This window comes from Pseudomonas sp. K5002 (genome assembly GCF_013386655.1).
Taxonomy (GTDB): domain Bacteria; phylum Pseudomonadota; class Gammaproteobacteria; order Pseudomonadales; family Pseudomonadaceae; genus Aquipseudomonas.
This window is the reverse complement of record NZ_JACARK010000230.1, coordinates 1-2,637: the sequence shown is the minus strand read 5'-3', so window position 1 is coordinate 2,637 and position 2,637 is coordinate 1. Positions and strand designations below refer to the sequence as shown.

Here is a 2,637-nt window from a genome sequence, read left to right as displayed (position 1 = left end):
AGCGCCTGCCCATGGGCCTGTCGACCACGGTGGGTGAGGGCGGGGCACGCCTGTCCGGTGGCGAGCGCCAGCGTGTCGCGATCGCCCGGGCGTTGATCAAGGGCGCGCCGATCCTGCTGGTGGACGAAGCCACGGCAGCACTGGACGCCGAGAACCAGGCGGTCATCGCCGAAACCCTGGCACGCTTGCGCGGCACATGCACGCTGATCGTGATCGCGCATCAGTTGTCGACGGTGGTGATGGCCGACCAGATCGTGGTGCTCGATGAAGGCCGGATCGTGGAGCAGGGCACGCCTGAGCAATTGACCGCAAGACAAGGGCGCTATGCCCGGTTCCTCGCGCAGCGGCGGGCGTCGAAAGGCTGGCGTATCGCTTAGTGGACCCGCCAGGACGGCGGGTCCGAAGGGCAGGTCAGAGCTTCGGCAGTTGCCCGATGCGGCCCATCATTTCGGTGACGATCTGCAGGTCCAGCAGGAACTGGTCGACGGTCTTGAACTCGTTGTCGGTATGGCCGGTGTACTTGACCTCCGGCCGTGCCAGGCCGAATTGCACGCCGTTGGGCAACTCATGCACCGAGGTAGCGCCGGCAGAAGTACCGTACTTGTGCTCCATGCCCAGGTTCTCGCTGGCCACCGCCAACAGCGCCTTGACCCACTCGCCCTCAGGGTTGCGGTACATCGGCTCGGCGATCGAGTAATCGAAGGTCACAGCCACGTGGTTTTTCTTGGTCCAGGCGCTGAGCTTGTCGGCGATTTCGGCCTTGAGCGCTTCCGGTGACTTGCCCTTTGGCACCCGCAGGTTGACCGCCAGCTTGAAGGTAGTGTCATCTTCGCCCACATAGGTCAGCGAGGTGGTCAGCGGGCCCATGAACGCATCGGAGAAGCCCACGCCCAGCTTGGCACCCAGGTAATCCAGGCCCCAGTTGTTGGCGGCGTAGTGCGCGGCGTCGGTGAACTGGTTGTGCTTGAGCGCGACCTTGCCGTCGAGGCTGTTGAGGAAGTCGAGGACCCTGGCTACCGGGTTCACCCCGGATTCCGGTTCGGAGGAGTGGGCGGACACGCCAGTGACGGTCAACTGAACGTCCTTGCCGACGACCTTGGCCGCCACTTCAAAGTCGCCGCCATTGCGCTTGGCGTACTCGCTGCCGGCCTTTTGCAGGCTGGCGGCCAGTTCGGCAGGCTTGTCGCTGAGCAATGTCACCACCGACGCCGACGGAATCTGGTTGGTGGCCTTGCCGCCGGTCATCGAGATGATTTCTGCGCCTTTGCCTTCAGCCTTGCGCTTGGGGAACTTGGCCATGACCGTGCCGTAGCCTTTCTCGGCGATCACCACCGGGTAGCCGCCGTCCAGCGCCAGGTTGTAGTTGGGCGTTGGGTTGTGCTCGAAGTAGTACGGGATCGCGTCGCCGGAGGTTTCCTCGGTGGTGTCCACCAGCAGCTTGAAATTGCGCGCCAGCGGCAGCTTCTCTTCCTTGATCACCTTCATCGCGTACATCGCCACCACGATGCCGTTCTTGTCATCCTCGGTGCCGCGACCATACATCCGGTCGCCGATCAGCGTGACCTTGAATGGGTCGAGCTTGGTGCCGTCCTTGAGCACCCAGTTTTCCGGGGTTACCGGTACCACGTCCGCGTGAGCGTGGATGCCGACCACTTCATCGCCGCTGCCTTCCAGGGAAATCTCGTAGACGCGGTTGTCGATGTTGCGGAAGTTCAGGTTGAACGACTCGGCCAGGCTCTTGATCTTGGCGGCGATCTTGATGAACTCGGAATTGTCGTGCTGGGCCACGCCGGCGACCTGGAAGGTCGGGATCTCCACCAGCTCACGCAGGGTTTCAGTGGCGGCGGCGCCGTACTTCACCCGCGCATACAGGCCCAGCAGGCGATGGATTTCATTCTGCTGGTCGGCGCTCAGGTCCTTGTTGTCGAGAAAGGCACTGATGGCCGGGCCGAGGTTGTCGCTCTTGGCCACGTCACTCTTGGCCAGGCTGGCGAGGAACTGCCGGAAATCCTTGACCGAGGCATCGCTGAAGGTCTTCAGGATGACGGCGTTCTGTTGTGGGGTGAGGTTGGCTTGAGCTTGGGTGGTGAACACCGAAAGGCTGGCGGCCATCAGGGTGGCTACGGCCAGTTGCTTGAGGGAAAAATCCATTGCTGAGGGCATTCCTTTGCAGGGAGTGAGTGAGAAATGTCTGATCAGAAGGTCAGAAACAATTTCACACACTACCATCGGGAGGCCGTCGGAGGGGAGTCCCTGTTGTGGGGTTTGTCCGGAGGAAATGTACAAGTGGCGCATAAACGAAAATCCAGTGTGGGAGCTGTCGAGCTTTAGCGAGGCTGCGATAGCGGTGGGTCAGGCAGCATCAATGTTGACACTGCTGCCGCCTTCGCAGCCTCGCTAAAGCTCGACAGCTCCCACAGGGTTTGGTGGTCTGCTAATCTGCGCTCGTTGAATCTCGACCGCCACCCGTGGACCTCTCAATGACATCGCCATCCGATCAAAACCTTGAACCCCAATCCGTCTGCAGCCCGATCACCAGCAGCGCCATTTTCATGGTCGCGACCCTGGCGCCTGGCAGTGACTCGGCTGAGGCGGTGCGCAGCTGGTGCGCCGATATCGCCGGCCTGGTGCGCTCGG

Annotated in this window: 2 protein-coding genes and 1 pseudogene; 2 read left to right on the top strand and 1 reads right to left on the bottom strand. The window is 62.0% G+C overall.

Annotated elements, in window-relative coordinates; all coding sequences use genetic code 11:
* Nucleotides 1–377: ATP-binding cassette domain-containing protein (locus HX846_RS12405; RefSeq protein ID WP_178965469.1), on the top strand; the 377-nt coding region annotated here is incomplete at its 5' end.
* Nucleotides 378–411: 34 nt separating this feature from the next.
* On the opposite strand, the gene HX846_RS12400 is transcribed toward HX846_RS12405, so the two are convergent.
* Nucleotides 412–2,151, bottom strand: coding sequence for a dipeptidase (locus HX846_RS12400; protein WP_178965468.1), 1,740 nt, complete (start codon nt 2,149–2,151; stop codon nt 412–414).
* A 329-nt stretch (nt 2,152–2,480) separates the two neighbouring features.
* On the opposite strand from HX846_RS12400, the pseudogene HX846_RS39520 reads away from it, so the two are divergent.
* Nucleotides 2,481–2,637: pseudogene (locus tag HX846_RS39520) on the top strand (peroxidase); the annotation flags it as partial.

Bases quoted from the DNA above. Each gene is read 5' to 3' on its own strand.
- HX846_RS12400 (WP_178965468.1), bottom strand. From the start codon at position 2,151: ATGGATTTTTCCCTCAAGCAACTGGCCGTAGCCACCCTGATGGCCGCC.